Origin of the sequence: Kitasatospora sp. NPDC058046, from assembly GCF_042885595.1 — a bacterium.
In the GTDB taxonomy this organism is placed as follows: domain Bacteria; phylum Actinomycetota; class Actinomycetes; order Streptomycetales; family Streptomycetaceae; genus Kitasatospora.
The window spans coordinates 53257-79545 of sequence record NZ_JBHVRS010000030.1 but is presented as its reverse complement, the minus strand read 5'-3'; the positions used below and the strand labels follow the sequence as shown (position 1 = coordinate 79545).

The following is a 26289-nucleotide window of genomic DNA, read 5'->3' as shown; positions in this document are numbered from 1 at the left end:
GCTGCTCGACGGGGCGACGCGAACCCACCGTTCAGACCTCCCGGACGCCCGCGCGCCAGACCGCCGCCGTCAGGGGGACACCCGGGCGGTAGGCCAGGTGCACATGCGACGGCGCTTCCAGCAGCAGCAGGTCGGCGCGGGCGCCGACCGTGACGGTGCCGACGTCGCTGCGCCGCAGGGCGCGGGCGCCGCCCGCGGTGGCCGCCCAGACCGCCTCGTCCGGGGTCATGCCCATCTCGCGCACCGCCACGGCAATACAGAACGCCATCGAACTGGTGAAGCTGGAGCCCGGGTTGCAGTCCGTCGACAGGGCCACCACCGCGCCCGCGTCCAGCAGTCGGCGCCCACTCGGGTACTCGGCGCGCGTCGAGAACTCCGCCCCCGGCAGCAGCGTCGCGACCGTCGCCGACCCCGCCAGCGCCGCCACGTCCTCGTCCGTCAGGTGGGTGCAGTGGTCCGCCGAGGCGGCCCCCAGCTCCACCGCCAGCTGCACGCCCGGCCCGTACGTGAGCTGGTTGGCGTGCACGCGCGGCGTGAGGCCCTTCTCGATCCCCGCCGTCAGGACGGCCCGCGCCTGGTCCCCGTCGAAGGCGCCCTTCTCGCAGAACACGTCCACCCAACGGGCGTGCGGCGCGCAGGCGTCCAGCATCTCGCCGGTCACCAGCTCCACGTACCCGGCCGGGTCCTCGGCGTACTCCGGCGCCACCACGTGCGCGCCCAGGTACGTCGTCTCCGGGGTGTACCCGGCGGCGATCCGCAGCGCCCGGGCCTCGTCCTCGACCGTCAGCCCGTAGCCGGACTTGCACTCGATGGTGGTGGTGCCCTGCCGCACCGCCTCCCGGACGAACCGGGCCAGGTTGGCCTCCAGTTCGGCATCCGAAGCGGCCCGCGTGGCCGCCACCGTGGTCCGGATGCCGCCCGCCGAGTACGCCTGCCCGGACATCCGGGCGTTGAACTCGGCGGTACGGTCCCCCGCGAACACCAGGTGGGCGTGCGAGTCGACGAAGCCGGGCAGCAGCGCCCGGCCCCCGGCGTCGAAGCGCTCGTCCGCCGCCGGGGCCTGCGCGGCCGGGCCGACCCAGGCGACGGTGCCGCCGTCGACCACCACGGCCGCTTCGGTGAGCAGGCCGAGCGGCCCGGCGCCCTGCCCGGGGTCGTTGGTGACCAGGCTGCCGATGCCCGTGATCAGGGTGGTCGTGGTGCTCAAGACAACGCCTTCCGAAGGGGGTTGAACGGGGGTCAGTAGTCCAGCGCGCGGATCGCGGAGCGCAGCGCACCCGGCACGTCGTCCACCAGCAGGTGCACGCCGTCCCGGACGACGTGCCGGCCGCCGACCACCAGGTGCCGCACGTCCGCCGCCGAGGCCGCGAAGACGGCGATCTCGGCGCCCAGCCGGGGTGGCGGGCCCGCCGTACGGACGGTGTCCAGCGCGATCACCGTGAAGTCGGCGAGCGCCCCGGCCTCGATCCGTCCGGCCTCCGGCCAGCCGAGCGAGGCGTGCCCGTCCTCGGTGCCGGCCCGCAGCAGCGCGTTCGCCGTCCAGTGGCCGCGCGTCCGCGTCCGCAGCCGCTCGTCCAGCTCCAGCGCGCGGGCCTCCTCGAACGGGTCGATCACCGCGTGGCTGTCGCTGCCCAGGGTGATCGGGGAGCCCGCCGAGGCGAGCCGGCGGGCCGGGCCGATGCCGTCCGCGAGGTCCCGCTCGGTGGTGGGGCACATGCAGACCGTGGTGGAGGAGTCGGTGAGGAGCCTGACGTCCTCGTCGGTCAGGTGGGTGGCGTGCACGGCCGAGGTGCGCGGGCCGAGCACGCCGTGGTCGGCGAGCAGCCGGGTCGGGGTGACGCCGTGCGCGGCCAGGCAGGCGTCGTTCTCGGCGGTCTGCTCGGACAGGTGGACGTGCAGCGGCGCCCCGCGCAGCGCCGACCAGTGCGCGACGGTGTCCAGCTGCTCGGCCGGGACGGCTCGCACCGAGTGGACGGCGGCGCCGATCCGGGCGTGCTCGCGCGGCTTGAGCGCGTCCGCCCGGGCGGCCCAGGCGTCGGCGTCGCCGTCGCTGAACCGCAGCTGGGGGTGGGTCGGCTCGGCCCCGAAGCCGGAGGACAGGTAGCAGGTGTCCAGCAGGGTGATCCGGATGCCGGCCCGGGCGGCGGCCTCGATCAGCGCCTCGCCCATCGCGTTCGGGTCGGTGTACCGGGCGCCGCCGGGCGCGTGGTGCAGGTAGTGGAACTCGCCGACGGCGGTGACGCCGGCCAGCGCCATCTCGGCGTAGACGGCGGTGGCGAGCGCCAGGTAGCGGTCCGGGTCCAGCGCGCCGGCGAACCGGTACATGGTGTCGCGCCAGGTCCAGAAGGTGCCGGAGCCGACCTGGACGTGCCCGCGCAGCGCCCGGTGGAAGGCGTGCGAGTGGGCGTTCGCCTGGCCGGGCACCGCCAGCCCCTCCAGCCGGACGGCGCCGGGCGGGCAGGGGCCGCTGTCCGGGACGACGGCGGCGATCGTCCCGCCGGGGCCGGTGGTGATCAGCACGTCCCGCTCGACCACCGGCCCGTTGTCGTGCGGCAGCCAGGCGTACTGGGCCCAGTACGCCACGGGGCTCGACGGGGTCACTGACACGCCAGGTCCTCCAGTACGTCGGCGAGGGCGGCGACCCCGGCCAGGCAGTCGGCCTGCTCGGCGTGCTCGGCCGGGGAGTGGGAGACGCCGGTGGGGTTGCGCACGAACAGCATGGCGGTCGGGATCGCCGAAGCCAGGATGCCGGCGTCGTGTCCCGCGCCGGTGGGCAGCACCGGGGCGTCCAGCAGCTTGGCCAGCCGGTCGCGCAGCGGCCCGTCGAAGTCCACCACCGGGGTGTAGGACTCGCGGGTCAGCTCGACCCGGACGCCGTCGCGCTCGCCGCGCTCGGCGGCGGCCCGCTCGATCGCCTCGACCAGCTCGGTGAGGGTGCGCTCGTCGGCCGCCCGGGAGTCCAGCCAGCCGCGCACCAGCGAGGCGATCGCGTTGGTGCCGTTGGGCTCGACCGCGACCTTGCCGAAGGTGGCCCGCGCGCCCGCCTGCTTCGCCTTCTTGCGGGCCGCCAGCACGGTGTTGGCGTAGGTCAGCATCGGGTCGCGGCGGTCCTCGATCCGGGTGGTGCCGGCGTGGTTGGCCTCGCCGTGGAAGTCGAACCGCCAGCGGCCGTGCGGCCAGATCGCCCCGGCCACACCGACCGGCTGCCCCTCGGCGAGGCAGCGGCCCTGTTCGACGTGCAGCTCGACGAAGGCGCCGATCCGGGCCAGCCGGTCCTCGTCCGCGCCGATCGCGGTGGGGTCGTAGCCGGCCTTCTCCATCGCGTCGGGCAGCCGGACACCGTCGGCGTCGCGCAGCCCGTACGCCTGCTCCGGGGAGAGCACCCCGGCGGTCAGCCGGGAGCCGATGCAGGCCACGCCGAACCGGGCGCCCTCCTCGTCGCCGAAGTTGACGATCGCCAGGGGCCTGGTGAACTCCGCGCCGCGGGAGCGCAGTTCGTCCAGCGCGGCGAAGGAGGAGACCACGCCGAGCGGGCCGTCGAAGGCGCCGCCGTCCGGGACGGAGTCCAGGTGCGAGCCGGTGACGACCGCGCCGCCGGCGGTCGGATCGCCCAGCCAGGCCCACTGGTTGCCGTTGCGGTCCAGCTCGTACGCCAGGCCGCGGCCGCGGGCCTGCTGCTCGAACCAGGCGCGGCACTCGGCGTCGGCGGAGTTCCAGGCGAAGCGGCGGTAGCCACCGGAGGCGGCGGAGCGGCCCACGGGGAGCAGCTCCGCCCACATCTCTTCGAACGAGGAAGCCGTCACAGCTCACCCATGGGAACGCGCACCCCGCGCTCGGCGGCGACCTCGGTGGCCCGGTCGTACCCGGCGTCCACGTGCCGGATGACGCCCATGCCCGGGTCGTTGGTGAGCACCCGGCGGATCTTCTCCCCGGCCAGCGCGGTGCCGTCGGCGACGGTGACCTGGCCGGCGTGGATCGAGCGGCCGATGCCGACGCCGCCGCCGTGGTGGATGGAGACCCAGGAGGCGCCGGAGGCGACGTTGACCATGGCGTTGAGCAGCGGCCAGTCGGCGATCGCGTCGGAGCCGTCCAGCATCGCCTCGGTCTCCCGGTACGGGGAGGCCACCGAGCCGCAGTCCAGATGGTCGCGGCCGATCACGATCGGGGCGGACAGCTCACCGGAGGCGACCATGTCGTTGAAGCGCTCGCCGGCCTTGTCGCGCTCGCCGTAGCCGAGCCAGCAGATGCGCGCCGGCAGGCCCTGGAAGTGCACCTTCTCCTGGGCCAGCTTGATCCAGCGGGCCAGCGACTCGTTCTCCGGGAAGAGGTCGAGGACGGCCTTGTCGGTCTTGTGGATGTCCTGCGGGTCGCCGGACAGCGCCGCCCAGCGGAACGGGCCCTTGCCCTCGCAGAACAGCGGGCGGATGTACGCCGGGACGAAGCCGGGGAAGGCGAACGCGCGGTCGTACCCGGCCAGTTGGGCCTCGCCGCGGATCGAGTTGCCGTAGTCGAAGACCTCGGCGCCGCGGTCCAGGAAGCCGACCATCGCCTCGACGTGCGCGGCCATCGACTCACGGGCGCGCTGGGTGAACTCGGCGGGCTTGGCGGCGGCGTAGTCCGCCATGTCCTCGAAGGCGACGCCGACCGGCAGGTAGGCCAGCGGGTCGTGGGCGCTGGTCTGGTCGGTGACGATGTCGATCGGCGCGTCCATCGCGAGCAGCTGCGGGACCAGCTCGGCGGCGTTGCCCAGCACGCCGATGGAGAGCGGCTGCCTCTTGTCGCGGGCGGCGGTGGCCAGCTCCAGCGCGTGGGAGAGGTCCTTGGCCTCGACGTCCAGGTAGCGGTGCTCGATCCGGCGGGCGATCCGGGACGGGTCGCAGTCGATACAGATCGCCACGCCGCCGTTCATGGTGACGGCCAGCGGCTGGGCGCCGCCCATCCCGCCGAGGCCGGCGGTGAGGGTGATGGTGCCCTCCAGCGAGCCGTTGTAGCGCTTGCCGGCGACGGCCGCGAAGGTCTCGTAGGTGCCCTGGAGGATGCCCTGGGTGCCGATGTAGATCCACGAGCCGGCGGTCATCTGCCCGTACATGGTGAGCCCGAGGCTCTCCAGCCGGCGGAACTCCTCCCAGTTGGCCCAGTCGCCGACCAGGTTGGAGTTGGCGATCAGCACCCGCGGCGCCCACTCGTGGGTCTGCATCACGCCGACCGGCCGCCCGGACTGGACCAGCATGGTCTCGTCCTGCTTCAGCCCCTCCAGCGTCCGCACCATGGCGTCGAAGGACCGCCAGTCCCGCGCCGCCTTGCCCGTCCCGCCGTACACCACCAGCTTCGACGGGTGCTCGGCCACCTCCGGGTCGAGGTTGTTCATCAGCATCCGCAGGGCGGCCTCCTGCTGCCACCCCTGCGCCGTCAGCCCCGTCCCCCGCGCCGCGCGCACCTCTCGCGGCCCGCTCGCCTGCTGCTGCACCATAGTCACGGCCTCCCTGCGGATGGATTCATTCAAGCTATGTTCGATTGAATATAACTAAACAGTCGGCTTTCGACCAGACCCCGAAGGCATCCGATCAGCCCCGGCACCGGCCCACTTGGCGCGCTAGCCTGAACCCGGCGGACACCAGCCACTCGGCCCAGCACCAGAGAGCGGAGGACACGATGACGGCCATCACCGTGCGGCCCGGCAGACTCCGGGATGCGGCGGAGGAGATCGAGGAGAGCACGGGACTTCGCGTCCAGATCATCGGAGGAACCCTGGTGATGTCCCCGACCCCTCGCGGCAAGCACGCGGGAACCGTCCGACGGCTGCGCATCCAGCTGGACCCCCGACTGCCCGCCGACCTGGGCGCCTACGAGGTGTCGTCCATCTACATGCCGGGCAACGACGAGGACTACGCCACGCCCGACCTGATCGTCCTCCCCGTCGACTGGGAGAACGACGACCGGTGGCTCGCCGACCCCCACGAGGCGGCCCTCGTCGTCGAGGTGATCTCCAACTCGGAGGGTGTGAAGGCCGTCTCCACCAAGACGGACTGGTACGCGAGCGCCGGCGCCCCGGCCCTGCTCGCACTCGACCCTCGCAACGGCACCTGGGCGCTCCACACCCACCCCCGCGACGGGGCGTACCAGGGCATCCTGCTCGGCAAGTACGGCGAGCCCGTCCCGCTGCCCGCACCGCTGCCCGCCGAGCTGGACACCTCCGGCCTTCCGCTGTACGCGCCGCGCGCCTGAGTCACGCCGCGGCGTCGCCGCCGTCCCAGTCGATGCCGATCTCGGCGAGCCAGCGGCGGTCGTCGGCGTCGGGGGTGGGCGGGGATGGCGGGCGGGGGATGTTCTGGACGGGGCCGAGGCCGTACTTCTCGGCGGCCGCGGCGGCGCGGGCGTCGGGTTCGATGACGCCGACGTGGACGGCGGACTCGTCGCCCGGGTCGAGGACGGTCAGTTCGGGTTCGGGCAGGCGCCGCAGGGTGACGCGGCGTCCGCAGGTGGGGCAGGACCATTCGTCGGCACCCGAGGAGAGGCGGGCGACGAACTTCATCTCGTGGATCACGCGCATGGGCGGCACCCCCTGCAGGGGGGATGCCCGGGTTCGTGGCGGCTACTCCCCCGCCGCCGCGGGCCGCGGTTATTCCAGGAAGAGTCCGCGTGCCGCCGCCGACTGCTCGATCGCCTCCAACCGGGCCTCCGCACCCGGGAGTTCGTCGCACATGGACTGCAGCAGCACCCGGCCGAGCATCATCGGCGCGCACGCGGTGTCGAAGACCAGCCCGGTGCCGACGGCGGCCGGCAGCATCAGGTCGGACAGCTTGGCGACCGGCGCGAAGGCGCTGTCGGCGACGGTCAGCACCGTCAGCCCGCACTCGCGGGCCACCGTCAGCGCGTCCATCAGCTCCCGCGGGTAGCGCGGCAGGGCGAAGCAGAGCAGCGCGCTGGCGCCGGCCGCCCGGGCCTGCTCCAGCCGGTCGGCGAGCATGCTGCCGCCCTCGTCCAGCAGCCTGATGTCCGGGTGCACCTTGGCCGCGAAGTAGGCGAAGCCGCGCGCCTGCGCCGAGGCGGCCCGCAGGCCGAGCACCGGCAGCGGGCGGGAGGCGGCGAGCAGCCGGGCGGCCCGGATGATCGGCTCCGGGTCGGCGAGGAGTTCGGCGAGGTGGCGCAGGTGGGCGATCTCGGCGAGGACGGCCTGCTGGTGCTCGTTGCGCACCGCGTCGTCCGGGGTCTCCGGCGCGGCCGGTTCGCCGCCGCCGAGTTCGCGCAGCTGTTTGCGCAGCGCCGGGTAGCCGTCGTAGCCGAGCGCGACCGCGAAGCGGGTGACGGACGGCTGGCTGACGCCCGCGAGTTCGGCGACCTCCACGCTGGACAGGAACGGCGCCTCGGTGGCGTGCCGCACCAGCGAGTGGGCGATCCGGCGCTGGGTCGGCGTCAGCCGGTGCCCCTCGAAGAGCTGGAGCAGCCGGGCGGAGGGGCCGACGCTGCCGGCCTCGTCGGTGGCGGTCATCAGCGGTACCTCCGGGTGCGTGCGGTTCGGACGACGACTGTGCAGGAGCGGGCGGCGCCTGGCAAAGACGTCTCGTACGGCGGGACGTCCGCTGGGACGCCCCGCGGGTCGGACGGCCCGGCGGTGGTCCGGGCCGGGTGGGCCGGGGTCGGACAGACCTGAGCCGGGATCGGGCAAACCCGGGCCGGGGTCGGACAGACCCGGGCCGGGGCGGGGCAACCCTGATTTCTCCCTGAGCCCGCCCGGATTCCTCCCGCGAACGGATGGACCGGACGCCCCCGCGGCCCCACTCTGGTCCTATGGACACTCGTCAGGACGAACTGCGGCGCGACCTCGACGCCACCCTCCAGGCCCGCAAGGAGCTCGGCAAGGAGTACGAGGACGAACTCGTCGACTCCTTCATGAGGCGGCTCGACGCCCGTCTGGACGCCCGGGTCGAGCGCTCGGTGGCCAAGCGGCTGGACGACGACGAGCCGCGTTTCCGGCACCGGGGCCACTCCCGTCGTCCGGGCTTCGGCAAGCGTTCCAACGCCGGGCTCGCGGTGACCTCGCTGGTCATCGGCGTCCCGCTGACGGCGATCGCGGGCAGTCCGGAGAGCGGCGGCTTCGCCGGCCTGGTGGTCTGCTGGGCGGGCATCGTCGGGGTCAACCTGGCCGCCGCCCTGGGCGAGCTGCGCAACCGCGGGGGCCGCGGGGAGCGCTCGCCACGGAGCGACGACTGGGACTGAGTCCCCGTCACCCCGCGGCGGCGCCATCGGCCCGGTCGGACGGACGTCAGGCCAGCGGGCCGGTGACCCGCTCGACCGCGCGCACCAGCTCGCCGGAGGCGACCAGTTCGGCGGCGGCCTCCAGGTCCGGCGAGAGGAAGCGGTCGCGGCCGGCGCCGCCGACCCCCGCCTCGCGGGCGGCGGCCAGCGCGGCCGCGGTGGCCGGGGCGAGCCCGCCGGCCCCGTCGGCCTGCCGGCGGATCTCCAGCGCGCGGGCGGAGGCGGTCAGTTCGACGGCCAGGATGCGGCCGAGGTTGGCCACCGCCTGGCGCAGCTTGCGCGCGGCCGACCAGCCCATCGACACGTGGTCCTCCTGCATCGCGGAGGACGGGATCGAGTCGACCGAGGCCGGGACGGCGAGCCGCTTGTTCTCGCTGACCAGCGCCGCCTGGGTGTACTGGGCGATCATCAGGCCGGAGTCCACGCCCGGGTCGTCGGCCAGGAAGGCCGGCAGGCCGTGCGAGCGGGCCTTGTCGAGCAGCCGGTCGGTGCGGCGCTCGGAGATCGAGCCGAGGTCGGCGGCGGCGATGGCGAGGAAGTCCAGCACGTACGCGACCGGGGCGCCGTGGAAGTTGCCGTTGGACTCCACCCGGCCGTCCGGCAGCACCACCGGGTTGTCGACCGAGGCGGCCAGCTCGCGCGCGGCGACCAGCTGGGCGTGCGCCAGGGTGTCCCGGCCGGCGCCGGCCACCTGCGGGGCGCAGCGGATCGAGTAGGCGTCCTGGACCCGCGGGGCGTCGTCCTGGTGGTGGCCGGTGAGGCCGGAGTCCTTGAGGACGGCGAGCATGTTGGCGGCGCTCAGCGCCTGGCCCGGGTGCGGGCGGATCGGGGCGTGCAGCTCGGGGGCGAGCACCTTGTCGGTGCCGAGCAGCGCCTCCAGGCTCATCGCGGCGGTGATGTCGGCGGTGGTGAACAGCCGCTGGAGGTCGGCGATGGCCATCACCAGCATGCCGAGCATGCCGTCGGTGCCGTTGATGAGGGCGAGGCCCTCCTTCTCCAGCAGCTCGACGGGCTCGATGCCGGCGGCGGCGAGCAGCTCGGCGGCGGGCTTCTCCACGCCGTCCGGGCCGGTGGCGGTGCCCTCGCCCATCAGGACCAGCGCGCAGTGCGAGAGCGGCGCGAGGTCGCCGGAGCAGCCGAGCGAGCCGAACTCCCGCACCACCGGGGTGATGCCCGCGTTGAGCAGGGCGGCCATGGTCTGCGCGACCAGCGGCCGGACGCCGGTACGGCCGGAGGCCAGCGTCTTCATCCGCAGGAACACCAGCGCGCGGACCACCTCGCGCTCGACCGCCGGCCCCATGCCGGCGGCGTGCGAGCGCACCAGCGACCGCTGCAGCTGGGCGCGCAGCTCGGGGCTGATGTGGCGCACGGCGAGCGCGCCGAAGCCGGTCGACACGCCGTAGACGGGGCGCGGCTCGGCCGCGAGGGCGTCGATCCGCGCACGGGCGGCCGCCATCTCGGCCAGCGCGTCGGGACCGATCTCGACCCGGGCGTTCCCCCGGGCGACGGCCAGGACGTCCTCGGCACCGACGTCGGCCTTGCCGACCAGGACCAGCGGAGCGTCGGGGGCCACAGCACTGTGCATATCCATATACACCATCTCATCAGGTGAATGAAGATATGACAACAGGTGCTCGCCATCCGGATTCTCCGCCCTCCGGATCGGCGCCGCACACCGCGGCCCCCTATCGCCCCCCGCATCACGGCACGGGCGGCGTCACGACACGCGCAGCTCGGCCTCGATCAGGTCCGCGGCCCGGGTGGTGCCGCCCTCGGCCCGGCCGGCGGCGGACAGCTCGGCCAGCCGCTCGGCCACCGCCGGGTCGCCGGTCAGCTCCAGCAGGGCGGCGCGCAGCGCCTCCGCGGTGGCCTGCTCGGTGTCCAGCCGGCGGGCGACGCCGAGGCCGACCAGGGCGTCCGCGTTGGCGAACTGGTCGGCGGCCTGCGGCACCGCGATCATCGGCACGGCGTGGAACAGCCCCTCGCTGGAGCCGCCCATGCCCGCGTGGGTGACGAAGGCGTCCGCCTGGGAGAGCACCGACAGCTGGGGCACCCACCGGTGCACCTCGACGGTGTCCGGCACCTCGCCGAGCTCGGCCAGGTCGGTGTGCTTGCCGACCTGGAGCACGGTGTGCCAGCCCGGCAGGTCGCCGAAGGCCTCCACGCAGGCCCGGTAGAAGGCGGGCTGGTGGGTGAAGGCCGAGCCGAGCGAGACCAGCAGCACCTTCTCGGCGCCTTCCGGCCGCTGCCACTCGCCCTGGTGGGCGCGGTCGCCGAAACAGGGCCCGACGAAGCTGATCCGCCGCTCGTCGACCCGGTCGACGTTGGGCTGGAGGGCGCGCGGGACGAGCGCGACGCACCGCTCGGGGCGGTTCTTGAAGCCCTCCACGTCGCGCTGCACCGCGCCCGCCTCGACCAGCCAGTCGGCGTACCGGCGGTAGTGCTCGGGGCCGCCCGGGCCGTTGCGCATCGGCTCGAACATCGCCGCGAGGTCCTCCTCGAAGCCCTCCCAGCCGACGAAGGCGGGCGACAGCTGCACCACCGGCACGCCCAGCCGCTCGCCGAGCGCCCGCCCGGCGAAGCCGCCGATGTCGTAGAGCACCAGGTCGGGGCGGTCGTCCTCGAAGGCCTCCAGCAGGACGGGCCACATCGACAGCGTGTCGTCCAGGAACACCTCCTGGATCGCCACCAGGTCCGACGGCCAGCCGGCCGGGTCGTCGGTGAGCGGCAGCTTGGTCGGGTACGGGACGAAGGTCGCGCCGGTGGACTCGACGACCTCCCGGAAGGAGGGGTCGTTGACGTAGCTGACCCGGTGGCCCCGGGCGACCAGCTCGGTGATCACCGCGAGACTGGGATTGACATGCCCATGAGCGGGAATGGAGACCATCAGGATGTGTGCGGGGGGGCGGTTCACGGGCACCTCCGGGGAACGGGGGATGAGACGAGACGATCCGTCTCGCGATGGCATGGGAAGACAATACGTCTCGTCTCGTTGTTTCGCATAGAATTTTTTCCATGGCCTCCAGAACAGCTCCCGACCCCGCCCGACGCAGCGAGCGCGCGCACTCCGCCGTCCTCGCCGCCACCACCGAACTCGTCGCCGAGATCGGCTACGGCAGGCTGACCATCGAGGCGATCGCCGCCCGGGCCGGCGTCGGCAAGCAGACCATCTACCGGTGGTGGCCCTCCAAGGGCGCCGTGGTCTTCGACGCCTTCCTCGCCGCCGGCGAGCACGAGGGCGGCATCGCGCTCCCCGACACCGGCGACCTCGCCGCCGACCTCCGCGCCGTCCTGCGCCCCACCAGCGACGAGCTGGCCGACCCGGACACCGACCGCACCTACCGGGCGATCATGGCGGAGATCCTCAACGACCCGGCACTGCAGGCCGAGCACCGCACCCGCCTGCTGGACCCCCTGCTGGCCGTCACCCGCGACCGCCTCCGCAGCGCCCGCGAGGCCGGCCAGATCGCCCCCGACACCGACCTCGACCTGGCCGTCGAAATCGTCTACGGCCCGCTCTACTACCGCTGGCAGTACCGGCTCGGCCCGCTCACCCACGAGCACGCCGACCGCCTGGTCGACGCCGCCCTGCGGGCCCTCAACCCGCCGCCTGCCGACGGCGGTTCCGGCGCCTGAACCAGCGGACGGCCACCACCGCGGCCGGTCCCTCAGACCACCGGCGGCGAGGCCGGCCCCGCCAGGGCGACCGAGACCAGGGCGCGCATGGCGGAGGCGGCCTGTCCCAGCGGCAGCGTCGCGTCGTCGGCGAAGAGCTCCACCAGCCAGCCGCCGGCCGGGTTCTGGCCGCCCGCGGCGACCATGCCCCGGTACCCGGAGACGACGAGCATCGCCTCCTCCGCCGGGTCGTTGCCGGCCGCGCCCGCCCGCAGCGCGAAGGAGCCGCCGCGGACGGCGCGGCGGGTCATCGGGTAGTGCCGGAGGTCGAAGACCGCGTCGGGGGCCTCGATCTGGGCCCGCTGGGTCTCCGCGCGGACGCTGCTGGGGCCGCTGGTCATCCGGTAGACGGCGTGCTGGGCGGTGCGCATGAGGTGGGAGCCGGGCGGGACGTACGAGACCCACCAGCCGACGGCGTCCAGCAGCCGGGCGGAGGCCTCGGCGACGACGACCAGCTTGCCGAGGGTGTCCGCGGGGTGGACGGCCCGGGCCGTGGCGGCCTGGTCGAGGGAGGCGAGCACGGCGGTGAGCAGCTGCCCGGGGTCGGCGCTGTGGGCGGCGCCGCGGAACCGCCGCCGGTCGCCCGCCCCGGCCCGGCCGTTCGGCCCGCGCCGCCCGTCCGCCCGGTGGTGCGGGTCGGCGGCGTCGGCGAGCAGCACGGTGGGGTCGGGCGAGAAGCCGGGGCCGTGGCTGCGCCCGGCGACGACGGGGTGGGCGGCCCGGGCGGCCTTGGCCCGGTACTGGGCGGCGTCGGCGAGCCGGAACAGCCGGTCGGGGGTGGTGACGGGCCCGATCGAGTCCCCGGTGGAGGCGACCCCGCAGGCCACGCCCTCGCCCTCGGAGAGCGCGAGCGCCCGGGCGCACAGCTCCTCGGCGACGGAGACCACCTCGTCGGCCTTCTGCCCCTCCACGAACAGGCAGAACTCGTCGCCGCCGAGCCGGGCGGCGAGGCTGCCGGGGAGCTTGGCGGCGGCCAGCGAGAGCTGGTGGGCGAACCGCTCCAGCAGCCGGTCGCCCATCTCGTGGCCGAGCTGGTCGTTGACCCGCTTCAGTCCGTTGACGTCGCAGACCACCAGGGAGACCACGGTGTTGTCCCGGTTGTGCGCCTCCAGCGCGCTCTCCAGCCGGGCGTCGACGGCGCGCCGGTTGGCCAGGCCGGTGAGCGGGTCGGAGAAGGCGAGCCTGCGCAGGTCGGCGAGGCGCTCGGTCTGCGCCAGCCCGGCGGAGACCTGGGCGGCGAGCAGGGTCGCGTAGTCGGCGTCGGCCTCGGTGAACTCGGGCATCCCGGCCGACCGGGCGAGGTACAGCTCGCCCCAGGCCTGGCCGTGCAGCACGACCGGCGCGACCACGCAGCAGGCCCGCCCGCGCCGGCGCAGCGCCGCGGCGCGCTCCTGGCAGTACGCGCCGGCCGTCGGGTGGGCGTGCCCGGCGTGCTGCACGCTGTTCTCGGCGCTCTGCAGCCAGGCGCGCGGCAGCCGCCCGGTGGTCCAGCGCTCCTCCAGGTACGTGACGATCTCGGGGAAGTCGGCGACCGGGTACGACTCGTCCTCGGGCAGCTCCTCCTCGCCCGGGGCGAGGTCGCCGTGGTTGACCAGCACCCGCAGCCGGCCGGACTCGCGGTCCCAGACGGAGACGGCGGCCATGGTGGCGCCGAGCGCCTCGGTGGCCCGGGCGGCGGCGGCCCGGACGGCCTCCAGCGGGGTGAGCGCGGCGGCCATGTCCTGGGCCAGCTCGACCACGGACTGCAGTCTCAGGTCGGGCAGCGGGTCGGAGTGCCGCGAGCCGCCGCAGTCGCAGTCGCGGTCCGTCATGATCGCCTCACTGCTCACCGGCTCGCCTCGCTCCCTGTGCTCGGTCCTGCCGGACCCCCGTCGGCCGGCCGCACCCGACCGGCCGCTTGCACCAAGACTAGGGCGGTTTCGTTCGCTTATGCCCCGTTTGCCCGGGCGGACCCGCAGCAGAACGTACGGGTTTCAACCGTTCAGCACCCGCAACCGCCCGTCCGCCGTGGGGAAGCGTGCCCACGAACGCCGTCACCGCATGCGTCTGCCCGCGGACGGCCGAAGCGCGCGCCTCCCCGTACGTCCACCGGATGCGTCTTCCCCGCGCGGGCCCGCCGTACGCGCGCCACCCGCGTACGGCCACCACCGCGTACGGCCACCACCCGCCTACGGCCCCGCGCGCGGGCGCTACTCGGCCTTCAGCCGCCGGGTGAGCAGCCACGGCTCGACCAGGCCGAGCCCCCGCACCGGCCGCCGCCACATCGGCTGCAGGTGGAACCGCGCCCCGGCGTCCGGTCCCGGGATCGGCAGCCCGGAGGCGGGCATCCCGGCCGCGGCCGACAGCGCCTCGGCCAGGCCGGGCCCCTCCGCGTCGGCCGGGGCGACGCTGCCGTTCTGCTCCAGCGCGGCGGCGAACTCACCGTCGATCAGCACCGCGTCCTTGGGCGCGATCGAGGTGAGCCGGCTCGCCAGGTTGACGGTGGTGCCGAAGACGTCGCCCATCCGCGAGGTGACCGTGCCGAAGGCCATGCCGACCCGCAGCGGCGGGATGGTGTCGTCCCCGGCCAGCGCCTCGATCAGGCTCAGCGCGATCTCGGCGGCGGTCGCCGGGTCCTCGGAGACGTAGAGGATCTCGTCGCCGAGCGTCTTGATCACCCGGCCGCCCTGGCCGGCGATCAGGTCCGAGCAGGTGTTCTCGAAGGTCTCGACCAGCTCGCCGAGCTCCTCCTCCTCCAGCCGCCGGGACAGCCGGGTGAAGCCGACCAGGTCGGCGAAGCCGACGGCGAGCCGCCCGCTGGTGATCTCGTGGTCCTCGGCGGCCTGCACCACCCGGCCGGTGACGGCCGCCAGCTGGCGCCGCCAGACGTACACCAGGAACTGCTCCAGCTCCGGCAGCAGCAGCTCGACCAGCGGGTACGCGACGTCGGCGCGGGTCAGCCCGGGCTCGACGGCCTGGGTGAGGTTCTCCAGGAAGGTGTCCATCTGCCAGCCGGCCAGCCGGGCCGTGGTCTGGCCGGTGGAGCGGGCCACCTGGATCGCCATCGACTCGCTGAGCAGCCCGGACTCGACCAGGCCGGCCAGCCGCCGCAGCGCGATCACGTCGCCGTCGGTGAGCGCCCGGGACTGCCCGATGTCGGGGAAGCCCATGGCGCGCCAGAAGCGGGTGGCCAGCTCCATCGGGACGTCGGCGGCGCGCGCGGCCTGGTACGGGGTGTAGCGGCGCGGCGCGTCCAGGATCAGGCGCTCCAGTTCGAGCGCGACCGTGGGGTCGTTGCTGCCCGCCGTCGCGCCGCTGCTGCCGTCCTCTGCCACCGGTCCGTCCCCGTGCGATCGCCGCACTCGCCTCGTGTCCTACCTGTCCGGGCGCGCACTCCGCCACCCGGGCGGGCAGTGGCGCGCCTCACACCGCTGCCAGGTGGAATGTTCGCACGGAATCGTCGGATCCGGGGCATCAGCCCGGGTCAAGGAGAGGTGAAGAGTGCCGTTCAGCGGGGCTCGGGGCGTACGTGGACGACGTCGCCCGCGCCGACCGCCCGGCGTACGCCGTCGGGTGTGCGGACCACCAGCCGCCCGTCGCCGTCCACCGCGACGGCCTCGCCGACCAGCTCGCGGTCGCCCGGCAGGTGCACCTTCACCTGGCGGCCGAGCGTGGTGCAGCGGTCCACGTAGGCGCGCAGCAGGTCGCTGGCGTGCGGGTCGCCCGCGGCGGCCGTCCACTCCCGGTACAGCTCGGCGAGTTCGCGCAGCAGGGCGCGCAGCAGGGTGCCCCGGTCGGTGGTCGTGGCGCCGGCCAGCGCGAGCGAGGCCGCGGTGGGGACGGGCAGCTCCTCCGCGCGCAGCGAGACGTTGAGGCCCATGCCGACCACCACCGCGCCGCCGGCCAGCTCGGTGAGGACGCCGCCGAGCTTGCGCTCCGCGCCGTCGATCTCCGTCTGGAGGTCGTTGGGCCACTTCAGCCCGACCTCGACCCCGGCGACCCGGCCCAGCGTGCTGGCCGCGGCCACCCCGACCAGGATCGGCAGCCAGCCGTACCGCTCGACCGGCACCTCCTCGGGGCGCAGCAGGAGGGACAGGAACAGCCCGGAGCGGGGCGGGGCGGTCCACCGCCGGTCCAGCCGGCCGCGGGCGGCGCTCTGCGCCTCGGCCACCAGCACCGCGCCCTGCCCGGCGCCCGCCGCGGCCCGGGCGGCGAGGTCGCTGTTGGTGGAGCCGGTCTCGGCGACGACGTCCAGGGAGGTCCACAGGCCGCCCGGGACGAGCAGGTCGCGGCGCAGCGCCTCCTCGTCCAGCGGCGGACGGTCCAGGTCGGTCCAGGGCGACGGTCCGGCGTGGCCGAAGCCGCGCAGTCCGCTGCGGCGGGGGGTCTCGGGTGCGGTCATGGGAAAACCCTAGAGCGGGTCCGGGACGTAGGCCGCCCCATCGTCCCGCAGAACACCCGTCAACAGAACTGTGTCGATGGTCATGACGCCGGGACGTGCCGGATAGCCCTCCGCGCTGGCTACGCTACCCAGCGGTAGTTCGTAGCGCCGCCCTGCCCTCATGCGCGGGCCCACCACCCGGCCCCGCGCGCACTCGAAACAGGTCGCGGCCATGGATCAGGGAGAGCCACCGGATGACCGAGGCGCCGTACGACCCCCACACCACCGCCGGCAAGCTCGCCGACCTGCGGCGCAGGCTGGACGAGGCGGTGCACTCCGGCTCGTCCAAGGCCGTGGAGAAGCAGCACGCCAAGGGCAAGCTGACCGCCCGTGAACGGGTCGTGGAACTGCTGGACGAGGACTCCTTCGTGGAGTTCGACGAGTTCGCCCGGCACCGCTCGACCAACTTCGGCCAGGAGAGGAACCGGCCGTACGGCGACGGCGTGGTGACCGGCTACGGCACCGTGGACGGCCGCCAGGTCGCCGTGTTCGCCCAGGACTTCACCGTCTTCGGCGGCTCGCTCGGCGAGGTCTTCGGCGAGAAGATCGTCAAGGTGATGGACTTCGCGCTGAAGACCGGCTGCCCGGTCATCGGCATCAACGACTCCGGCGGCGCCCGGATCCAGGAGGGCGTGGTCTCGCTCGGCCTGTACGGCGAGATCTTCCGCCGCAACGTGCACGCCTCCGGCGTCATCCCGCAGATCTCGCTGATCATGGGCCCCTGCGCGGGCGGCGCGGTGTACTCCCCCGCGATCACCGACTTCGTGGTGATGGCCGACCGGACCTCGCACATGTTCATCACCGGCCCCGACGTGATCAAGACCGTCACCGGCGAGGACGTCGCGATGGAGGAGCTGGGCGGCGCGCGCACCCACAACACCAAGTCGGGCAACGCCCACTACCTGGCCGCGGACGAGAAGGAGGCGATCGAGTACGTCAAGAGCCTGCTCTCGTACCTGCCCTCCAACAACCTGAGCGACCCGCCGTCCTACCCCGAGCAGGCCGACCTCACCGTCACAGCGCAGGACCTCGAACTCGACACCATCGTGCCGGACTCGGCGAACCAGCCGTACGACATGCGCAAGGTGATCGAGCACATCGTCGACGACGGCGAGTTCCTGGAGACCCAGCCGCTGTTCGCGGGCAACATCATCACCGGCTTCGGCCGGGTCGAGGGCCAGTCCGTCGGCATCGTCGGCAGCCAGCCGATGGACCTGGCCGGCTGCCTGGACATCAACGCCAGCGAGAAGGCCGCCCGCTTCATCCGCACCTGCGACTCCTTCAACGTCCCGGTGCTGACCTTCGTGGACGTGCCCGGCTTCCTGCCCGGCACCGAGCAGGAGTGGGACGGCATCATCCGGCGCGGCGCCAAGCTGATCTACGCCTACGCCGAGGCCACCGTCCCGCTGATCACCGTGATCACCCGCAAGGCCTTCGGCGGCGCCTACGACGTCATGGGCTCCAAGCACCTGGGCGCCGACCTCAACCTGGCCTGGCCCACCGCGCAGATCGCCGTGATGGGCGCGCAGGGCGCGGTCAACATCCTGCACCGCCGGGAGATCGCCGAGGCCGAGGCGGCCGGCACCGCCGAGGAGAAGCGGGCCGAGCTGATCGCCTCGTACGAGGAAACCCTGCTGAACCCCTACCTGGCCGCCGAACGCGGCTACGTGGACGCGGTGATCGCGCCGAGCGAGACCCGCCGGCACATCGTCCGCGGCCTGCGGGCGCTGCGCGGCAAGCGCGAGGTGCTGCCGCCGAAGAAGCACGGCAACATCCCCCTGTAGGCCCCGTCCCTGTCGGGAGAGAACCAGCCATGTCGATCCACGTGCTGCACGGGCAGCCGACCCCCGAGGAGCTGGCCACCGTCCTGGCGGTGGTCCAGGCCCGGGCCGCCGCCGCACAGGCCGCCGCCGAGGCGGCCCGCAGGGCCGGCGCCGGCCCGGACTCCCCCTGGGGCGACCGCGCCCGCCGGCTCCGTCTCGCCGCCCGTCCGGGCCCGAACGCCTGGCGGACCTCGGGCTGGGCGCACTGAACTGCGCGGCGTGGAGGGGGAGGACGGCCCCGCCGCCCTCCCCCTCCGTGCCGTACCGGGCGCCCGGCGCCCGCTTTGCCCGAAACCTGAGTACGGATACTCAGGCGCCCGCACCCCCGCGCGGCGCACTCTGGACGGGTGCTCTGGTCAGACCCCCGTGACGAGCCCTCGCCCGAGGCCCGTCGGATGCAGGAGCGGATGCAGCGGGCCGGCAAGGTGCTCGCCGCCCTCGTGCTGGTCGGCGCCGTGCTGATCATGATCTCCCGCTCCTTCACCTGAGCCGTTCACCCGAACGGCGGACACCGGCACCCCCTACGCTGGTGGACATGACCGACCAGCGCCCCCTCGTCCTCGCCTCCGCCTCCCCCGCCCGCCTCGGGCTGCTGCGCCAGGCGGGCCTCGACCCGCGCGTGGTGGTCAGCGGCGTCGACGAGGACGCGATCACCGCCGCCACCCCCGCCGAGCTCGCCCTCGTCCTGGCCGAGGCCAAGGCGAAGGCCGTCGCCGCCGAACTCGCCGACGGCGAGCTGGTGATCGGCTGCGACTCCGTCCTGGAACTGGACGGCCGGGCCCTCGGCAAGCCCGCCGACGCCACCGAGGCGCTGGCCCGCTGGCAGTCGATGCGCGGGCGTTCCGGCGTGCTGCGCACCGGCCACTGCGTGATCGACACCGCGACCGGCCGGCAGTCCTCGGCCACCGCCTCCACCACCGTCCGCTTCGGTACCCCGGACGACGCCGAGATCGCCGCGTACGTGGCCTCCGGCGAACCGCTGTACGTGGCCGGGGCGTTCACCCTGGACGGCCGCTCCGCGCCGTTCATCGACGGCATCGACGGCGACCCGGGCAACGTCATCGGCCTCTCCCTGCCGCTGCTGCGCCGGCTGCTCGCCGACCTCGACGTGCGCATCACGGATCTGTGGGCGAACTGACCTCCCGAACACCGCGGCGGTGCCCCTAAGCTGACCGGCGTTCGAACGGGGGGAGGGGACGCGGCAGATGACCGACAGCGTGCTCAACGTGGTGCTCGGCCTGGTGGCCAGCGCGATCAGCGCCGGCCTCGGCTGGCTCGCCCAGGCGCTGCGGCGGCGCCGCAGGGTCGAGCGGGTGCGGGCGTTCTTCGGGCTGCCGGGCGGCAGCGAGTGCCTGATCGTGGTGCCGCGCAGCATCGGGACGGGCTCGCACGCCCACACCGTGACCCGGCGCGACGCGTACGCGCTGATGTGGCTGGCCGGGCTGGTCGAGGAGTGCGGGGCGCGGCCCGAGCTGGTGGCCCACGACGCCGCGCACCGCGGCCTGGGCGCCAAGACCGAGCTGTGCCTGGGCGGTCCGGTCAGCAACGAGCGGATGGCCGCGCACCTGGCCTGGGGCCTGCCGGGCGTGCTGATCACCTCGGGGCCGGGCCCGGGCAGCAACGTCCTCGTGGTGGGCGAGCGGGACTTCACCGCCGGCCCGGACGAGACGCACGTCCTGCTCGCCCGGATCGCCACCCCTGACGGCGGCCGCCCGGTGTTCCTGGTCTCCGGCCAGACCGGCACCGCCAACCAGGCCGGGGTGCGCTACCTGGTCGCGCACCACCGCGAACTCGCCCGGAGGCACGGGCAGGACGGCACCTTCGCGCTCGTCCTGCGGGTGGTCAACCCGGAGGCGTACGGGCCGGACATGGTCGAGGTGGCGGCCGACGTGACGGCCGAGGCGCTGCGGCGGCCCGCCGCCCGCTCCGGCGCCGCTTGAGCGGCCCGCGCGAGACTGTGGCCCATGCCACCCTCCCGCCGCGCCGCGGGCCGGTCACCCGCTGTGGCCCCCGCCGATCCGGGCGGACCGGCGCCGACCTGCGACGTCGTCCACGGGGCCGCCCACGGGCCCGGAAAACCCATCACCGAGCGTGTGGGATAGTTCACAACCCGGGGCTACTCGCCGGTACTGCCCAGGAATCCATAAACTCAACGAGGTTCAAGAAGGGAGCCACAGTGCGCAAGGTGCTCATCGCCAACCGCGGGGAAATCGCTGTCCGCGTCGCCCGTGCCTGCTCGGACGCCGGTATCGCCAGCGTCGCCGTCTACGCCGAGCCGGACCGGGATGCGCTGCACGTCCGCGCGGCCGACGAGGCTTACGCGCTGGGCGGTGACACCCCCGCTACCAGCTACCTGGACATCGCCAAGGTCCTCAAGGCGGCCGCCGACTCCGGTGCGGACGCCGTCCACCCCGGCTACGGGTTCCTGTCGGAGAACGCCGACTTCGCCCAGGCCGTCCTCGACGCGGGTCTGATCTGGATCGGCCCGCCGCCGCAGGCCATCCGCGACCTCGGCGACAAGGTGACCGCCCGGCACGTCGCCCAGCGGGCCGGTGCCCCGCTGGTGGCCGGCACGCCGGACCCGGTCTCGGGCGCCGACGAGGTCGTCGTCTTCGCCCGGGAGCACGGCCTGCCGGTCGCCATCAAGGCGGCCTTCGGCGGCGGCGGACGCGGCCTCAAGGTCGCCCGCACGCTGGAGGAGATCCCCGAGCTGTACGAGTCCGCGGTGCGCGAGGCCGTCGCCGCCTTCGGCCGCGGCGAGTGCTTCGTCGAGCGCTACCTGGACAACCCGCGGCACGTGGAGACCCAGTGCCTGGCCGACAAGCACGGCAACGTGGTGGTCGTCTCCACCCGTGACTGCTCGCTCCAGCGCCGCCACCAGAAGCTGGTCGAGGAGGCGCCCGCGCCGTTCCTGACCGCCGAGCAGAACGCCGAGCTGTACCGGGCGTCCAAGGCCATCCTGAAGGAGGCCGGCTACGAGGGCGCCGGGACCTGCGAGTTCCTGGTCGCGCTGGACGGCACGATCTCCTTCCTGGAGGTCAACACCCGTCTCCAGGTGGAGCACCCGGTCACCGAGGAGGTCACCGGCCTCGACCTGGTCCGCGAGATGTTCCGGATCGCCGACGGCGAGGAGCTCGGCTACGGCGACCCCGAGGTCCGCGGCCACTCCTTCGAGTTCCGCATCAACGGCGAGGACCCGGGCCGGAACTTCCTGCCCGCGCCCGGCACCGTGACGCTGTTCGCCCCGCCGTCCGGCCCGGGCGTGCGCCTGGACTCGGGCGTGGAGACCGGCTCGGTCATCGGCCCGGCCTGGGACTCGCTGCTGGCCAAGCTGGTCGTCAGCGGCCGCGACCGCAAGCAGGCCCTGGAGCGGGCCCGCCGCGCGCTGGCCGAGTTCAAGGTGGAGGGCATGGCCACCGCCATCCCGTTCCACCGGGCGGTCGTCACCGACCCGGCGTTCGCGCCCGAGGTGCACGGCGGCGACGGGCCGTTCACGGTCTTCACCCGGTGGATCGAGACCGAGTTCGACAACACCATCCCGCCGTTCGCCGGCGCGGCCGGTGACGGCGAGGAGGCCGAGACCCGGGAGACCGTGGTGGTCGAGGTCGGCGGCAAGCGGATCGAGGTCTCGCTGCCGTCCTCGCTGGGCGTCACGGCGGCCCCGGCGGCCGGTGCCGCGGGCTCCGCCAAGGCCAAGCGCCGGGTGGGCGCCAAGAAGGCCGGCTCGGCCGTCAGCGGCGACACCCTGGCCTCGCCGATGCAGGGCACCATCGTCAAGGTCGCCGTGGAGGAGGGCCAGGTCGTCGCCGAGGGCGAGCTGATCGTGGTCCTGGAGGCGATGAAGATGGAGCAGCCGCTGAACGCCCACAAGGCGGGCACCGTCACCGGCCTCAAGGCCGAGGTCGGCGCGAGCGTCAGCAGCGGCGCCGCGCTCTGCGAGATCAAGGACTGACACCGTCCCTGACCCCGGACCGGTCCGTACGCCCCTCGGGGGGGTGTGCGGACCGGTCCCGTTTCCGCGGACCGTACGGGCTCAGCGCCCGCGCGGCAGGCCCAGTTCGGCCAGCCTGGCGGGCATGCCGCCCGGGGCGACGGGCCCGCCGTGCGCGCCGGGGCGGCGCTGGCCGGGCAGCGGGGCGCCGCCGGGGGGCGGGCCGCCGCGGCGGGCCATCGGGCCGGGCTGGGGCTGGTGCATCGGGCCGCTGCCGGTGCCGTGCACCGGGGCGTCACCGCCCGGTCCGGCGCCCAGCGGGGCCAGGTCGACCTGCACCCCGCAGTCGGCGAGCGCGTCCAGCTCGCGGACGGTGCTGTCGTCCGCGGTGGCCTGCTCGTCGGTGACCAGGCGGGTGATGGTCTCGGTGGCGACGGTCTGGAACATGCCGGCCGCGCCGAGCTTGGTGTGGTCGGCGAGGACGATCACCTCGGCGGCCGCCAGCACCATGGCCCGGTCCACGCTCGCGGACAGCATGTTCGCCGTCGACAGCCCGCGCTCGGCCGTCAGACCGCTGCCGGAGATGAAGGCCTTGTTGACCCTCAACCCCTGCAGGGACTGCTCCGCGCCGCTGCCCACCAGCGCGTAGTTGGAGCCGCGCAGGGTGCCACCGGTCATCACCACCTCGACCCGGTTGGCGTGCGCCAGGGCCTGGGCGACCAGCAGCGAGTTGGTGACCACCGTCAGCCCGGGCACCCGGGCCAGCCGGCGGGCCAGCTCCTGGGTGGTGGTGCCGGCGCCGACCACCACCGCGTCCCCCTCCTCCACCAGGCCGGCGGCGAAGTCCGCGATGGCGCTCTTCTCCGCCGCGGACAGGTGGGTCTTCTGCGGGTATCCGGGTTCGCGGCTGAAGCCGCCGGGGAGCACCGCGCCGCCGTGCCGGCGGTCGAGGAGCCCTTCTGCCTCCAGCGCCCGCACGTCACGGCGCACGGTCACTTCGGAGGTCTGGACGACGCGGGCCAACTCCCGGAGCGAGACGGCTCCGTTGGCGCGCACCATTTCGAGGATCAACTGGCGACGTTCTGCTGCAAACACAGAACCGACGGTAACCTGCGTGACCGTCTGCTTTCAGGCGTTTGCAGCTAGTAGCGGGAATTGCTCACGCACGAGCGGCGCGTGACCGTAGAATACGCGCCGTCAATGGCCCGGAACTGCGCCCGCCGTCCGGGTGACGGCCATGCCCGCGCGAAGGGCGGTCGCCGATCGGCAACCGCCCTCAACTGTGCGCCGGACGCTCAGGATTCGCCGTCGACCCGCTTGCGGATGTGCAGCTGCCGGGCGGCCTCGGCGGTCGAGCCGGAGACGGACGGGTAGACGGTGAAGGCGCTGGCCACCTGTTCGACCGTCAGATTGGCGTCCACCGCGAGCGAGATCGGGTGGATCAGCTCGCTGGCCCGCGGGGCGACGACCACGCCGCCGACCACGATGCCGGTGCCCGGGCGGCAGAACAGCTTCACGAAGCCGTCCCGGATGCCCTGCATCTTCGCCCGCGGGTTGCCGCGCAGCGGGAGCTTGACCACGACGGCGTCCATCTTGCCGCACTCCACGTCGGCCGCCGTGTAGCCGACGGTGGCGATCTCCGGGTCGGTGAAGACGTTGGAGGCCACGGTCTTGAGGTTCAGCGGCTGCACCGCGTCGCCGAGCGCGTGGTACATCGCGATCCGGCCCTGCATGGCCGCCACCGAGGCGAGCATGAAGACGCCGGTGCAGTCGCCCGCCGCGTACACGCCGGGGGCGGTGGTGCGGGAGACCCGGTCGACCTGGATCTGGCCCCAGTCGTTGAGCTTGACCCCGGCCTCCTCCAGGCCCATCTCGGAGGTGTTGGGGACGGAGCCGACCGCCATCAGGCAGTGGGTGCCCTCGATCACCTTGCCGTCGGCCAGCATGACCTCGACCCGGTCGCCGATCCGCTTGACGCTCTCGGCGCGCGAGCGGCCCATGACGTTCATGCCGCGGCGGCGGAAGACGTCCTCCAGCACCTCGGCGGCGTCCGGGTCCTCGCCCGGCAGCACCCGGTCGCGGCTGGACACCAGGGTCACCTTGGAGCCGAGCGCCTGGTACGCGCCGGCGAACTCGGCGCCGGTCACACCGGAGCCGACCACGATCAGCTCGCGGGGCAGCTCCTCCAGGTCGTACACCTGGGTCCAGGTGAGGATCCGCTCGCCGTCCGGCTGGGCGTCCGGCAGCTCGCGCGGGTGGGCGCCGGTGGCGATCAGCACCGCGTCGGCGTGCAGCGACTGCACGGTGCCGTCGGGCGCGTCCACCAGCACCTCGCGGGAGCCGTCCACGGCCTGCCCGCCGGTGCCGAGCCGGCCGCGGCCGCGCAGCACGGTGACGCCGGCCCGGGTGACGGACTGGGTGATGTCGTGGGACTGCGCGATCGCCAGGCGCTTCACACGGCGGTTGACCTTGCCCAGGTCCACGCCGATCACCCGGGCCGCCTGCTCGACGGGCGGGGTGTCGTCCGCGACCAGGATGCCCAGCTCCTCGTACGAGCTGTCGAAGGTGGTCATCACCTCCGCGGTCGCGATCAGGGTCTTCGACGGAACGCAGTCCGTGAGCACCGCCGATCCGCCCAGACCGTCGGTGTCGACGACGGTCACCTCCGCGCCGAGCTGTGCGGCGACCAGGGCCGCCTCGTAGCCGCCGGGTCCGCCACCGATGATCACGATCCGAGTCACGTTCCCCATTGTCCCGCACGCCCGCGGCGCCGCCACGCCGGGGTCGGGGCTCCCGTACGTTCGTCCAGTCGCCCCGGCCCGCCCGCCGCCCGGGCTACCCTGGCCCCCATGCCCCTTTACGCCGCGTATGCCACCAACCTCGATGCCCGGCAGATGACCCGCCGAGCCCCGCACTCCCCGCTGCGCGGCACGGGGTGGCTAGCCGGATGGCGGCTCACCTTCGGTGGCGAGCAGCTGGGTTGGGAGGGCTCGCTGGCCACCGTGGTCGAGGACGAGAAGGACCAGGTCTTCGTCTCCCTGTACGACGTCGCGCCGATGGACGAGGAGGGCCTGGACCGCTGGGAGGGCGTCCAGCTCGGCATCTACCGCAAGATCAAGCTGCGCGCGCAGACCCTGGACGGGGACATCCCGGTCTGGACGTACGTGCTCAACGACTACGAGGGCGGCCTGCCCGCGGCCCGCTACCTCGGCCTGGTCGCCGACGCCGCGGAGAGCGCCGGCGCACCGCACGACTACGTGATGGACCTGCGCCGCCGCCCCTGCTGATCCGCGTCCCAGCCGCGCACGGTCGCCGCGAGCACCCGCGCCACCGCCGCGCGCCGGGCCGGGTCGGCGCGCACCCCGTACGCCAGTTCGACGTGCAGCCACGGCACCCCGAGCCCGGCCGCGAACAGGCCGGCCACGTTGGTGGCGCCGGCCAGCCGCGCACCCGGCTCCCGCCAGGCCCGGCGGACCACGAGGCCGGCCCCGCCGAGCCCCGCGGCGGTCAGCTCGGCGGCCGGGCCCGGCCGCCCGGCGCCGCTGGAGACCACCGCGTCCCGCCCGGGCAGACTGGCCGCGCCGAAGCCGTGCAGCTGGATGCCGGGCAGGCCGCGCAGGGTGAGCGCCTCGACCACGGCGGCGAAGACGGTGTCGCTGCGGTGCGCGACGTCCGAGGAGCCGTCCGCCCCGGCCCGGCGGTGCGCCCCGGCGAGCACCAGCACGCCGCCCGGCACGGCCCGGAACAGCTCCACCCCGAGCGCCTCGGTGCGGACGTCCGAGGCCGGGTGGGGCACCTGTACGGACCAGGCGGGGCGGGCCGAGCGGTCCAGGTAGACCCGGCCCCAGCCGCGGCCGTCCCCGGTGCCGCCGTCGTCGGAGGCGGTCGCGCCCGTCTCGGCGATCTCGGTGACCGGGCGGCCGGTCACGGCCTCGGTGAAGCCGGTGATCCGGTACCCGGCCCGGGCCAGCGCCCGTTCGGCCTCCCCGGTCCGGCCGTCCAGCGCGCCGAGCACGCCGTCGGCCACCGCCCGGCGCTGGGCCGCGCCCGGCACGGTGTACCGGCCGCTCGGGAAGAAGTCCGCGGTGAACGCGTCCACCCGGGCCGCCAGGTCCACCGGCGCGGGCCCGGGCGGCGCCGCGGGCGGCGGGTACCGGCTGTCCGTGTTCCCCATGGCGGTCGAC

At 74.3% G+C, this 26289-nt stretch carries 23 protein-coding genes and 1 pseudogene; 10 read left to right on the top strand and 14 right to left on the bottom strand.

From position 1 onward, the window contains the following. Positions 1-31: 31 nt before the first annotated feature. From hutI to hutU, 4 genes are read right to left on the bottom strand one after another with little or no spacing between them, the layout of a single operon-like run. On the bottom strand, positions 32-1207 hold the full coding sequence (gene hutI / locus ACFVU7_RS39600) for an imidazolonepropionase (RefSeq protein WP_388050924.1): 1176 nt from the start codon (positions 1205-1207) through the stop codon (positions 32-34). Positions 1208-1239: 32 nt separating this feature from the next. Then, positions 1240-2607 (bottom strand): formimidoylglutamate deiminase, encoded by a 1368-nt coding sequence (locus ACFVU7_RS39595; RefSeq protein WP_388050922.1) that lies wholly within the window; start codon positions 2605-2607, stop codon positions 1240-1242. After that, positions 2598-3779 (bottom strand): allantoate amidohydrolase, encoded by a 1182-nt coding sequence (locus tag ACFVU7_RS39590; protein ID WP_079272389.1) that lies wholly within the window; start codon positions 3777-3779, stop codon positions 2598-2600. Before ACFVU7_RS39590 ends, ACFVU7_RS39595 begins: the two co-directional genes overlap by 10 nt. A 20-nt stretch (positions 3780-3799) precedes the next feature. Beyond that, on the bottom strand, positions 3800-5470 hold the full coding sequence (hutU, locus tag ACFVU7_RS39585; protein ID WP_387830538.1) for a urocanate hydratase: 1671 nt from the start codon (positions 5468-5470) through the stop codon (positions 3800-3802). 182 nt (positions 5471-5652) lie between these two features. Here hutU and ACFVU7_RS39580 point away from each other — a divergent pair, with 182 nt between their 5' ends. Beyond that, positions 5653-6225, top strand: a complete 573-nt coding sequence (locus ACFVU7_RS39580; RefSeq protein ID WP_074003891.1) for a Uma2 family endonuclease — start codon at positions 5653-5655, stop codon at positions 6223-6225. A 1-nt stretch (position 6226) separates the two neighbouring features. Here ACFVU7_RS39580 and ACFVU7_RS39575 read toward each other — a convergent pair whose 3' ends face one another. Then, on the bottom strand, positions 6227-6550 hold the full coding sequence (locus ACFVU7_RS39575; RefSeq protein ID WP_074003892.1) for a hypothetical protein: 324 nt from the start codon (positions 6548-6550) through the stop codon (positions 6227-6229). Positions 6551-6619: 69 nt separating this feature from the next. After that, positions 6620-7489, bottom strand: coding sequence for a MurR/RpiR family transcriptional regulator (locus ACFVU7_RS39570; protein WP_388050919.1), 870 nt, complete (start codon positions 7487-7489; stop codon positions 6620-6622). A 299-nt stretch (positions 7490-7788) separates the two neighbouring features. Here ACFVU7_RS39570 and ACFVU7_RS39565 point away from each other — a divergent pair, with 299 nt between their 5' ends. Next, a complete protein-coding gene (locus tag ACFVU7_RS39565) occupies positions 7789-8217 on the top strand; it encodes a hypothetical protein (RefSeq protein WP_380740738.1) in 429 nt (142 codons plus the stop codon). 46 nt (positions 8218-8263) lie between these two features. On the opposite strand, the gene hutH is transcribed toward ACFVU7_RS39565, so the two are convergent. Both hutH and ACFVU7_RS39555 read right to left on the bottom strand, forming a co-directional pair. Then, entirely contained in the window at positions 8264-9841 is a 1578-nt protein-coding gene (gene hutH, locus ACFVU7_RS39560) for a histidine ammonia-lyase (RefSeq protein ID WP_107418822.1), read from the bottom strand. Positions 9842-9973: 132 nt separating this feature from the next. Continuing rightward, entirely contained in the window at positions 9974-11143 is a 1170-nt protein-coding gene (locus ACFVU7_RS39555; RefSeq protein ID WP_388050948.1) for a macrolide family glycosyltransferase, read from the bottom strand. A gap of 128 nt (positions 11144-11271) precedes the next feature. Between ACFVU7_RS39555 and ACFVU7_RS39550 the strand changes: the two genes are divergently transcribed. Further along, positions 11272-11892, top strand: a complete 621-nt coding sequence (locus tag ACFVU7_RS39550; RefSeq protein ID WP_388050915.1) for a TetR/AcrR family transcriptional regulator — start codon at positions 11272-11274, stop codon at positions 11890-11892. 623 nt (positions 11893-12515) lie between these two features. Here the strand turns inward: ACFVU7_RS39550 and ACFVU7_RS39545 are convergent. The 3 genes and pseudogenes from ACFVU7_RS39545 to ACFVU7_RS39535 form a co-directional block, all read right to left on the bottom strand. Next, positions 12516-13742: pseudogene (locus ACFVU7_RS39545) on the bottom strand (diguanylate cyclase domain-containing protein); the annotation flags it as partial. Positions 13743-14120: 378 nt separating this feature from the next. Beyond that, positions 14121-15245: an adenylate/guanylate cyclase domain-containing protein gene (locus tag ACFVU7_RS39540; RefSeq protein WP_049655773.1), complete on the bottom strand. Its 1125-nt coding sequence runs from the start codon at positions 15243-15245 to the stop codon at positions 14121-14123. A 173-nt stretch (positions 15246-15418) separates the two neighbouring features. Further along, positions 15419-16312, bottom strand: a complete 894-nt coding sequence (locus ACFVU7_RS39535) for a biotin--[acetyl-CoA-carboxylase] ligase (RefSeq protein WP_074003897.1) — start codon at positions 16310-16312, stop codon at positions 15419-15421. Positions 16313-16545: 233 nt separating this feature from the next. On the opposite strand from ACFVU7_RS39535, the gene ACFVU7_RS39530 reads away from it, so the two are divergent. The 6 genes from ACFVU7_RS39530 (at position 16546) to ACFVU7_RS39505 (ending at position 22126) form a co-directional block, all read left to right on the top strand. Further along, a complete protein-coding gene (locus ACFVU7_RS39530) occupies positions 16546-18135 on the top strand; it encodes an acyl-CoA carboxylase subunit beta (RefSeq protein ID WP_049655771.1) in 1590 nt (529 codons plus the stop codon). Positions 18136-18164: 29 nt separating this feature from the next. Continuing rightward, positions 18165-18383: an acyl-CoA carboxylase epsilon subunit gene (locus tag ACFVU7_RS39525; RefSeq protein ID WP_049655770.1), complete on the top strand. Its 219-nt coding sequence runs from the start codon at positions 18165-18167 to the stop codon at positions 18381-18383. A gap of 138 nt (positions 18384-18521) precedes the next feature. Beyond that, a complete protein-coding gene (gene mmpB / locus ACFVU7_RS39520; RefSeq protein ID WP_181970605.1) occupies positions 18522-18662 on the top strand; it encodes a morphogenic membrane protein MmpB in 141 nt (46 codons plus the stop codon). Between the two features lie 47 nt (positions 18663-18709). Further along, positions 18710-19312 (top strand): nucleoside triphosphate pyrophosphatase, encoded by a 603-nt coding sequence (locus ACFVU7_RS39515; protein WP_074003898.1) that lies wholly within the window; start codon positions 18710-18712, stop codon positions 19310-19312. Between the two features lie 67 nt (positions 19313-19379). After that, positions 19380-20114, top strand: a complete 735-nt coding sequence (locus ACFVU7_RS39510; protein ID WP_049655766.1) for a hypothetical protein — start codon at positions 19380-19382, stop codon at positions 20112-20114. A gap of 236 nt (positions 20115-20350) precedes the next feature. After that, complete coding sequence (locus ACFVU7_RS39505) at positions 20351-22126, top strand: biotin carboxylase N-terminal domain-containing protein (protein ID WP_049655764.1); 1776 nt, start codon at positions 20351-20353, stop codon at positions 22124-22126. Between the two features lie 81 nt (positions 22127-22207). On the opposite strand, the gene ACFVU7_RS39500 is transcribed toward ACFVU7_RS39505, so the two are convergent. Together ACFVU7_RS39500 and ACFVU7_RS39495 are read right to left on the bottom strand one after the other, a co-directional pair. After that, on the bottom strand, positions 22208-23164 hold the full coding sequence (locus ACFVU7_RS39500) for a DeoR/GlpR family DNA-binding transcription regulator (protein ID WP_241853005.1): 957 nt from the start codon (positions 23162-23164) through the stop codon (positions 22208-22210). Positions 23165-23400: 236 nt separating this feature from the next. Beyond that, positions 23401-24855, bottom strand: coding sequence for an NAD(P)H-quinone dehydrogenase (locus tag ACFVU7_RS39495; RefSeq protein WP_049660024.1), 1455 nt, complete (start codon positions 24853-24855; stop codon positions 23401-23403). A 99-nt stretch (positions 24856-24954) separates the two neighbouring features. Here ACFVU7_RS39495 and ACFVU7_RS39490 point away from each other — a divergent pair, with 99 nt between their 5' ends. Next, positions 24955-25392 (top strand): gamma-glutamylcyclotransferase, encoded by a 438-nt coding sequence (locus ACFVU7_RS39490; RefSeq protein ID WP_049660023.1) that lies wholly within the window; start codon positions 24955-24957, stop codon positions 25390-25392. On the opposite strand, the gene ACFVU7_RS39485 is transcribed toward ACFVU7_RS39490, so the two are convergent. Then, positions 25359-26279 carry a hypothetical protein gene (locus tag ACFVU7_RS39485; protein ID WP_388050912.1) on the bottom strand — a complete coding sequence of 307 codons (921 nt, stop codon included), beginning with the start codon at positions 26277-26279 and terminating at the stop codon, positions 25359-25361. The two genes, ACFVU7_RS39490 and ACFVU7_RS39485, sit on opposite strands and share 34 nt — an antisense overlap. Positions 26280-26289 lie beyond the last annotated feature (10 nt).

Bases quoted from the DNA above. Each gene is read 5' to 3' on its own strand.
- ACFVU7_RS39590 (WP_079272389.1), bottom strand. From the start codon at position 3,779: ATGTGGGCGGAGCTGCTCCCCGTGGGCCGCTCCGCCGCCTCCGGTGGC.
- hutU (WP_387830538.1), bottom strand. From the start codon at position 5,470: ATGGTGCAGCAGCAGGCGAGCGGGCCGCGAGAGGTGCGCGCGGCGCGG.
- ACFVU7_RS39580 (WP_074003891.1), top strand. From the start codon at position 5,653: ATGACGGCCATCACCGTGCGGCCCGGCAGACTCCGGGATGCGGCGGAG.
- ACFVU7_RS39575 (WP_074003892.1), bottom strand. From the start codon at position 6,550: ATGCGCGTGATCCACGAGATGAAGTTCGTCGCCCGCCTCTCCTCGGGT.
- ACFVU7_RS39570 (WP_388050919.1), bottom strand. From the start codon at position 7,489: ATGACCGCCACCGACGAGGCCGGCAGCGTCGGCCCCTCCGCCCGGCTG.
- ACFVU7_RS39565 (WP_380740738.1), top strand. From the start codon at position 7,789: ATGGACACTCGTCAGGACGAACTGCGGCGCGACCTCGACGCCACCCTC.
- hutH (WP_107418822.1), bottom strand. From the start codon at position 9,841: ATGCACAGTGCTGTGGCCCCCGACGCTCCGCTGGTCCTGGTCGGCAAG.
- ACFVU7_RS39555 (WP_388050948.1), bottom strand. From the start codon at position 11,143: ATGGTCTCCATTCCCGCTCATGGGCATGTCAATCCCAGTCTCGCGGTG.
- ACFVU7_RS39550 (WP_388050915.1), top strand. From the start codon at position 11,272: ATGGCCTCCAGAACAGCTCCCGACCCCGCCCGACGCAGCGAGCGCGCG.
- ACFVU7_RS39535 (WP_074003897.1), bottom strand. From the start codon at position 16,312: ATGACCGCACCCGAGACCCCCCGCCGCAGCGGACTGCGCGGCTTCGGC.
- ACFVU7_RS39530 (WP_049655771.1), top strand. From the start codon at position 16,546: ATGACCGAGGCGCCGTACGACCCCCACACCACCGCCGGCAAGCTCGCC.
- ACFVU7_RS39525 (WP_049655770.1), top strand. From the start codon at position 18,165: ATGTCGATCCACGTGCTGCACGGGCAGCCGACCCCCGAGGAGCTGGCC.
- ACFVU7_RS39515 (WP_074003898.1), top strand. From the start codon at position 18,710: ATGACCGACCAGCGCCCCCTCGTCCTCGCCTCCGCCTCCCCCGCCCGC.
- ACFVU7_RS39510 (WP_049655766.1), top strand. From the start codon at position 19,380: ATGACCGACAGCGTGCTCAACGTGGTGCTCGGCCTGGTGGCCAGCGCG.
- ACFVU7_RS39500 (WP_241853005.1), bottom strand. From the start codon at position 23,164: ATGGTGCGCGCCAACGGAGCCGTCTCGCTCCGGGAGTTGGCCCGCGTC.
- ACFVU7_RS39495 (WP_049660024.1), bottom strand. From the start codon at position 24,855: ATGGGGAACGTGACTCGGATCGTGATCATCGGTGGCGGACCCGGCGGC.
- ACFVU7_RS39490 (WP_049660023.1), top strand. From the start codon at position 24,955: ATGCCCCTTTACGCCGCGTATGCCACCAACCTCGATGCCCGGCAGATG.
- ACFVU7_RS39485 (WP_388050912.1), bottom strand. From the start codon at position 26,279: ATGGGGAACACGGACAGCCGGTACCCGCCGCCCGCGGCGCCGCCCGGG.